A 7,342-nucleotide genomic window follows, 5' to 3' on the forward strand; every position below is an offset into this window, starting at 1 on the left:
CCGGGCCTGCGGCACCGCCGGGCCTGCGGCACCGGCGAGGGTGGCGGGCGGGGCGGGCGGGGCGGGCGGGAAACGGCTCTGCGTCGACTCCGTGCTTCCGACACACTCCACTGCGGACGGCAGGCCGACTGCAGACAACGACGGCCCCCTGGGTTCAGCAGGGAGCCGTCGACACGCAACCGACCGCTCAAGGCAATGGAGAAGAGCCATCAGTACTCACCAGCCTACGGACCCCGCATCCCCGCATCCCCGCCTCCTCGCCCGGCCCGACGCCGGCCGGTAAAAGCCCTCACCACGGGCCTGCGCAAAGCCGCGCAGGGCATCAGTTCCCGTGCAGTCGGCGGCCTCGTCCACGGTGTCTTCAGCACCCTCGGAGCCGCCGCCGTCACCTGGTGGATCACCCACCATTGAGCCCACACCGAGCGCGCCCGCCCGGTCCGGCCCGACGAACCCTCCAACGGGCAGGGCCCCAAGGTCGGCCTCTCCCCCGACGGCGACAAGGCGGCCAACCACCGGCACCGACGCCCCGCCGACAACCCCAGCAGGGCCGACCGAAGGTGTCCCGCCATCGGCCGGCTCCGCCGTACCCGCCCACCCCTGCCGCTGCACCGAAGCGCCGGTACGCAGCACCAACGTCCGAACCAGTCCGGCGACGGCACCACCCAGGCGCCACGCACCGACTCCGCACCGCCACTCGAGCACCCCACCGATCCGCCTCACAACCACAACCACGGCACCACCCACGGCCCACAGCTGCGTCGACTGCTTCGGCCGGCGACAACAAGCCCGGCAGGACAGCGGCCAAGCCCGCCACACCACCCTGCTGACCCCGGACCAGGCACGGCCTCCACCAGGCCCCCGACGCATCGCTGCCTCCAAGAGAGGTTCCCCAACGCACCCACGGCCGCGATGGACGTCCACCAGGACCGGGCGAGCGCGACACCTGCCGAACACCGGTCACGCCCACACCCAACCCGCTGCCCGCCGTGCACCCTCCAACGAGGGCGGCGTCGAGTCGGTATCTCCCTGGACAGCGACCGGGCCGCCAACGACCGGCACCTGTCTGCCCCCAGCAGCCTCAGCCATCGCGAGGCAACGACCACGATCACACCGCTGCACACGCCGCCCTTCAGGCACCCTGCCGCACACACCCACGCCATCGACGCGAAGAACGACCACGTCACGGCCCATTACGCCTGGATTGCGCCGGGCCCCTCACCCGGGATCGAACAGCCGCCGACTTCCAGGTGCTCACGGTGGACTGGGACCGACCCCCGAAACCGACAGCCCCCCTTGAGCAGGCCGACTCCCTCAAACCGCGTACGACAGCACCCCAGCAACCGGCTTCGACGTCCTCGCCCACAGCCTGGCCACGGTCCTCCGCCGCTTCTTACAGCTCTACCCGCCACGCCACAATCGCGGTGCGGACTGCGGCTGACACACCAGCCTCCACTCCACGCGAAGCACGCGCAGCGAGCCCAGAGCCGCCCGGGCGGAACGAAGACAGCCACACCCAGGACGGCGACCGGACGGAACGGAAACAGCAGTCGAGCGGCCAAGCCGCCCTGGAGCAGCAGCCCACCGGGACGGCAACACCCTGCGGGTAGCTTCCGCGCAGGCCGGGGGTGGCCACCCCCGGCCCCGCAACCGAATCCGGGCCGCACCCGGCCGACGTTTCGGAGGAAATCAGCAGTGGGCTTTGGTGGAACCTTGCGGCCGCCGGCGCGGGTGGGCCCGAAGGGCGGTCGATGGGAGAAGCATCCGCGTCGGCGGATCGTGGACGGACTTCTTCATCGGCGGCACCGCCGTCCACAGCGGTTCAGCTGCCGGACAGCCCGTCCGCCTGCCCATCATCGATGCCGTAGACCTTGGTCCACGTGCTGCCGCACCGGCAGTGGAACGTCTCGACCGGCTCGCCGGCCGGTGATACGTCGATGCCGTTCTTGAGGCGGACGTGCAGCAGACACCACCGCGTCCCAACACTCGTACCGCGGAGGGGGAACGAACACAGCGGTGACGGTGCGCGGGGGCTCAGTCCTGCACCGGTCTCGCCGCGAGGGCATCCAGCTGCTCCTTCGACCACGAGAGCCTGCCGGTGCGCAGGTCTTCGACAACCGTGCGCACCCACTCCAGCTCCGCGGCCGTCACGGCTCGCAGATACTCGGTCTCCAGGCGGGTGATGCGCGGCAGCCCTCGCTCCGCCTCCGCGGCCATGGCCCCTGTCAGCTCGTCAAGCTTCTCCGCAAGGGCGCCAGTCCGCCGCTCCAGTACGTCGGCCATCTCGTCGGACGTGAGCAGCAGAAGGTTCGAGAGAGCGGCCGGGAACTCCGGGAACTCCTGCTTGGGCGCGGAGAGCATCTCCTCCAGCCAGGCGCGGGAGGTCTCGCGCCCCGCGTCGGTGACTTCGTACACGGTGCGCTCGGGGTACTGCTGATCGCGTCCGGTCTCGCGGACTGCGATCAGCCCATCGCCGTTGAGTCGCTCGATCGTGCGGTAGAGGCTCGCGCGTTGCCTGACGTTGACGACCTGCTCCTTGCCCCAGTCCTTGACCAGTCGCTGGATGCCGTACGGATGCAGCGGCTGGTAGTGCAGCAGGGCCAGGACGGTCAGGGCGAGGGGCGAGCTGCGGGGAGGGGGTGTGGCCATGGACCGATTCTAGCCCCGGAGGAACTAGTTGACGAGCAACTAGTTTCACTGCGACTATCGAATCGTCCACGCGACACCGCACCGAGAGGAACCACCGCGATGTCCCTTACCGAGCACATCCACTCGGACCACGACCTCATCAAGCACCTCGGCGACTGGACGGGGGCCGGCCGCTTCGAGGTCAAGCTCCGCCAGGGGGCCGCTGTCCTCGACCTCCGCTCTCCCCGCCTCCCCGACGACATCGAGATCCACCTCGACATGGACCGCGCCATGGTCAAGCTGCTCGTCCACGACGCCACCGCCGTCGACCACTGGAACCTGAGGTGGACCGCCCGCGGCAGGATCAAGGACTCCAGGTCCCCGGCCGCCGGCGATTCGACGGCCGGCCGCCGTATCCATCTGTCCGGCTCCGCGACGAACAGCGAGATCCGCATCCACCGTGGCGGCATCGCGATCCTGTCGGCGATGTTCTCCCGCGCGTACGTTCAGGATCTGCGCCGCGCACACAAGAGCGGCGGCGTACCGACGATCGACGACCCTTCGAGGGGGTACCAGTCATGACCCGCACCGGCAAAGCCCGCACCGCACTCGTCATCGGCGGCGGTATCGCCGGCCCGATCGCCGCGATGGCACTCCGCCAGGCAGGTATCGAGGCCGCCGTCCACGAGGCGTACGACTCCACGGCCGACGGGGCCGGCGGCGGCATGACCATCGCTCCCAACGGCCAGGACGCCCTCGACGCGATCGGCGCCGGCGACCTGGTCCGCGCCATCGGCACCCCGGTCACCGCCTTCGGGCTACGGAGCTGGACGGGCAAGGACCTCGCGCGGTTCGCCCCGCCCTCCCGCCTCCCGTCCCTGCAGTTCGTCTGGCGCGCCGATCTCTACCGTGCGATCTACGACGAGGCGCAGCGCCGCTCCGTTCCCATCCATCACGGCAAGCGGCTGACCGGCACGGCGGACACCGGCTCCGGCGTCACCGCACACTTCGCGGACGGTTCCCAGGCGAGCGCCGACATCCTGATCGGCGCCGACGGCATCCGCTCCACGGTCCGCTCCCTGATCGACCCGGCCGCACCACAACCCAACTACGCCGGGCTGGTGTGCTTCGGAGCGCGGATGGACCGGTCGGGGATGCCCTCCACCGACGGCGTCATGTACATGTGCTTCGGCAGGCGCGCGTTCTTCGGCTACCAGGTCTTCGCCGACTCCTCCGCGGTGTGGTTCGTGAACCTGCCCCACCGTGACCCGATGACCGTCGCCGAGGCGCAGGCGATCGGAGCGGAGGAGTGGCTGCGTACCTTGCGGACCGCCTTCGCCGACGACCGCACCCCGGCGCTCGCGATGATCAGCCGTACCGACGCCGGCGAGCTGCTCATCACCGGCCCGATGGAGAATATGCCGGGAGTCGCCAGCTGGACCCGCGGCCGCATGACCCTCATCGGCGACGCGGCCCACGCTGCCTCGTCCAGCTCCGGGCAGGGCGCCTCCATCGCGGCCGAGAGCGCGGTCGAACTCGCTCGCTGCCTGCGGGACCTGCCCTACGACCAGGCGTTCGCGGCGTACGAGCAACTGCGTCGACCCCGCGTCGAGCGCATCATCAAGCTCGGCGCCCGCACGAACAGCAACAAGACCGCGGGCCCGGTCGGCCGCGTACTGCGCGACCTCGTGATGCCGGCGGCCATGAAGCTGGTCAACCCTGAGAAGACGGCCTGGCAGTTCGACCATCACATCGACTGGGACGCGAAGGCAGCCCCACTCACGTGAACTCCACCCCTTCCGCCTGACACGGGCGCGTACTGCGGACCGGCCGGAGGCGGCGCGGCCGGTCATGCGCAGTCAGTTCTTCGCTTCCCGGGGCGCAGCTGTGGTGTTCATCGGGCATCCGCCTTGGCCTGCACGGCGGCGACGTAGCGGACTGTGAACACCATCGGGACCGCGAACCCGGCGACCTGTACGAGCGTGGCGGACGTCGAGTGGGCGCTGCCGGCATGGGCGAGGACCGCGAGCGCGGCGGCCGTCACCGTGAAGGCGGCGGTCCATGCGGCGGTGATGACGACGTTGATCCGGATGAACGGCTTGAGCTCCCAGACCTCGCGGGGTGTGCTGCGCTTGGCGATACCCAGGGTGAACGGCTTGCCGATGAGCAGCGATATCCCGGCGATGATCGCCAGGGTGGCTGAGGACAGGGCCGCCGAGTAGTCGTGCACGCCCGAGTGCGGGTCGGCAAAGGCGATCACCGTCAGGGCCGCGAAGAAGACCGCGGAGCCCAGCTCGATGATCAACGCGTCGAAGCCGGCCCCGGACTTGCGTTGCTGGACGGTCACCGCCACCGCCACCACCAGGGCGGCCAACGAGGCCCACTGCCACTGGCCGGACGGAAGCACCGCGAAGACGATCCACGGAAGGAAGGTGCGCAGGTACGACATGGGTGGCCCCGCTCTCTATATTCCTATTCTGACATGTTGAAACTAGAGTCTGCACTAGTGACATGTCAAGAGTGGAAGGTAGAATGTCGGCATGAGCCTTCGACATGCCCTTCTCGGACTCCTGTCCGAACGCCCGGCCAGCGGATACGACTTGCTCAAGAGCTTCGACACCTCGCTGGCCAACGTCTGGCCCGCCACCCAGAGCCAGATCTACACAGAGCTGTCCAAGCTCGCCGACGCCGGGCTGATCAGCGTCACGGCGGAGGGGCCGCGCGGCCGCAAGGAGTACACCCTCACCGACGCGGGGCTTGCCGAACTCCGGCACTGGCTGACCGAGACCAAGCCACAGCGGAACACCCGCAGCGAGGTCCTCCTGAGGGTGTTCTTCCTCGGCGTGCTCACCCCCGAGCAGGCACGGGGCTACCTCACCGAGCTGATCAAGCTGTCCGAGCAGGCGCACGAGAACCTGCGCCACCTGGATGAGTCGATCGACTGGGACGGCGACAACCTGTCCGTCTGCGGCAGGATCACCCTGGAGTACGGCCTGCGGTTCAACGCCATGCGCCGAGAGTGGGCCGAGTGGGCAGTCGGCCAGATCCGGTAACCGGTGCCCATGACGCTGGCCGGACCTTCAGGTGCTTGGGTCGGCCCGCGCTGAGCCGGCACCGCCGGCCAGTGCCAGAACGCGCCTTCAGCAGCTCTTGGCCTCCCGGTGCGTCCACTCCGGCAGCCGAAGCAGCACGAGAAGCCGAGTCCGCAAGCACCCGCCGTGCCACCCCGGTCGGCAGCGTCCCTGATCCAGCGCGGCACCGTGCCCCAGGTGAACACGGCCTGGGTGGCGAAGTGCACGGCGAGCAGCACGGCCTGGCACTGCTGGCCGCCGCTCAGCCAGGGGCCAGCACGCGGACCTGCCACTCCGCCCAGGGCTCGTCTTCAAAGGTTCGTGCTGATGCGGAGTCATGTCGGTTGTGGTGCGTCGACATGAGCTTTCGGATGTGGAGTGGGAGGTGCTGTCCCGTCTCCCTGCCGCGGTCGGGAACGGGGCGGCCTCGAGCAGCTGACCGGGCGGTGCTGAACGGGGCAGGACACTGCCCAGGAGCTCCAGCACCGGCCGGATGTCCAACTGGCTGTCGTGACGGACGGGGTCGAGGCGGCCCGGCGGTTGGACGGAGCGGGGTCGAAGTGGGACGAACTGCTGGTCGGGGTGCTGAACTGCCAGCAGTGCGTGCTCCGCGACCTGGGCCGACCTTCGGAGGGTTCGGCGGTCCGCGAGGTGATGGCGCGGATCGGTGCGGTCGATCGTTGCGCCGAGTCTCCGGACGGCTTCCGGGAGTTCGTCGGCCTGGTGACACGATCGCGCGCACACTCTGACCCGCACCGCCGCACCATCTCCGCAGCCTTCGCCGTGCGGCAGGCGGCAGGCGGCAGAGATGCAGCCGGCCAAGCTCGGGACGCTGGCCCATAATCAGTTCATGCTGCGCCCCCATGTGACCCTGGCACGGTCCCGCCGCGACGATCCCACCAGCGTGCCGCAGGCCGCCGCCGAACTCACCGCATTCGTGGGCCGACCGTGGCAGACCGAACGCCTCCACCTGGTCGGCAGCAACATCGGCCGTGGCCCCGGGCCGATCCGCTACCGCGACATCGAGGCGTGGCGACTCGGCACCGCCGCACGGGACGTGGGGGGCACCGTAGGGAGAGACGATCACCGAGGAGGAGGGCGGCAGCCCGCCGTCCTCGGCGGTGCGCCACCGCAGACGGCCTGCCGCATCGCGGTAGTAGTTCTGCACGACGATCTGCCGCAGGGCCTCGGCCTGCGGGCCTGGCCGAAAGGCGGATCCGTGCCGGTGGAGGTGCTCCAGCAGGCGGCAGGCGTCGTCGCCGGCGGCGAGGATCCGGGTCTTGGGCCGGGTGGGGTTCTTGCCCAACCGGACCGGGCGGCCGTAGCGGCGCCCCCATTCCTCGTCGGCCAAGCCGGTCAACAAGTGCGAAGCGGTGCGGGCGACTTCTTCAAGCGCGGCACGGACCGCCTCGGTGACCAGTTCCAGCTGGGTCAGGTCGCGCACCGCAGCCAGGACGTGGGTGGAGTCGGTGCGCTGCGTGGTGCGCTCTCGCACGAGTCCGGCCTCCTTCAGGCGCGCGAGCGCCAGATCCAGGAGACGGTCGGCACGGTCGTCGCAGGCGAGACGCTCGCGGAAGTCGGCAGCACGCTGTGGTGGAAGCCGGGGTCGTCCAGCTCCATGGCCAGCGCGTACTTGAAATCGATAC

The 7,342-nt window shown here is 69.8% G+C and carries 5 protein-coding genes and 1 pseudogene; 4 read left to right on the top strand and 2 right to left on the bottom strand.

Translation table 11 applies throughout. The features are described from left to right. Positions 1-2,031: 2,031 nt before the first annotated feature. Complete coding sequence (locus ASC99_RS29935; RefSeq protein ID WP_057237925.1) at positions 2,032-2,646, bottom strand: PadR family transcriptional regulator; 615 nt, start codon at positions 2,644-2,646, stop codon at positions 2,032-2,034. A 99-nt stretch (positions 2,647-2,745) separates the two neighbouring features. Between ASC99_RS29935 and ASC99_RS29940 the strand changes: the two genes are divergently transcribed. Together ASC99_RS29940 and ASC99_RS29945 are read left to right on the top strand one after the other, a co-directional pair. Then, positions 2,746-3,207, top strand: a complete 462-nt coding sequence (locus tag ASC99_RS29940; protein ID WP_057237927.1) for a hypothetical protein — start codon at positions 2,746-2,748, stop codon at positions 3,205-3,207. Beyond that, on the top strand, positions 3,204-4,412 hold the full coding sequence (locus ASC99_RS29945; RefSeq protein WP_057237929.1) for an NAD(P)/FAD-dependent oxidoreductase: 1,209 nt from the start codon (positions 3,204-3,206) through the stop codon (positions 4,410-4,412). Before ASC99_RS29940 ends, ASC99_RS29945 begins: the two co-directional genes overlap by 4 nt. A 107-nt stretch (positions 4,413-4,519) precedes the next feature. Here the strand turns inward: ASC99_RS29945 and ASC99_RS29950 are convergent, their stop codons facing one another. Continuing rightward, entirely contained in the window at positions 4,520-5,074 is a 555-nt protein-coding gene (locus ASC99_RS29950; RefSeq protein WP_057237931.1) for a hypothetical protein, read from the bottom strand. Positions 5,075-5,165: 91 nt separating this feature from the next. Between ASC99_RS29950 and ASC99_RS29955 the strand changes: the two genes are divergently transcribed. Both ASC99_RS29955 and ASC99_RS37965 read left to right on the top strand, forming a co-directional pair. Beyond that, the gene (locus ASC99_RS29955) at positions 5,166-5,678 is read left to right on the top strand and encodes a PadR family transcriptional regulator (RefSeq protein WP_057237933.1); all 513 of its coding nucleotides are present in this window, start codon (positions 5,166-5,168) and stop codon (positions 5,676-5,678) included. An 871-nt stretch (positions 5,679-6,549) separates the two neighbouring features. Further along, positions 6,550-6,744 (top strand): annotated as a pseudogene (locus ASC99_RS37965) (2'-5' RNA ligase family protein); the annotation flags it as partial. Positions 6,745-7,342: the final 598 nt, after the last annotated feature.

Source organism: Kitasatospora sp. Root107, assembly GCF_001424875.1.
In the GTDB taxonomy this organism is placed as follows: Bacteria; Actinomycetota; Actinomycetes; order Streptomycetales; family Streptomycetaceae; genus Kitasatospora.